This is a genomic window from Streptomyces beijiangensis (genome assembly GCF_017315755.1).
In the GTDB taxonomy this organism is placed as follows: Bacteria; Actinomycetota; Actinomycetes; order Streptomycetales; family Streptomycetaceae; genus Streptomyces; species Streptomyces beijiangensis.
On record NZ_JAFLRJ010001499.1, the window covers coordinates 1 to 312 of the forward strand.

Here is a 312-nt window from a genome sequence, read left to right on the forward strand (position 1 = left end):
GCGTCGCCCAGGTCGGCGAGACGGCCCAGGAGCGCGGCCGCGGCGACCGTCTCCACCACGGGCCCGGGGACCCTGCGCCCGGCCTGGCCCTGTGGTCGCGGCTCGCGGACGCGGGGGTCTTCGCGCTGGCGGTTCCCGAGGCGTACGAGGGCGTGGGCCCGCTCCCCGTGGAACTGGCCGCCGCTTTTGTGGAGCTGGGCCGTCACGCGGTCCCCGGGCCCGTGGTGGAGACGGTCGCCGCGGCCGCGCTCCTGGGCCGTCTCGCCGACCTGGGCGACGCCCCGCCCGCCAAGCGCCTGCCGCCCGCGCTCG

General features: G+C 80.1%; 1 protein-coding gene. It reads left to right on the forward strand.

Going from position 1 to position 312, the window contains the following annotated elements:
* The coding region (locus tag J0695_RS42410; RefSeq protein WP_206970112.1) for an acyl-CoA dehydrogenase family protein at positions 1 to 312 on the forward strand (312 nt) is incomplete at both ends.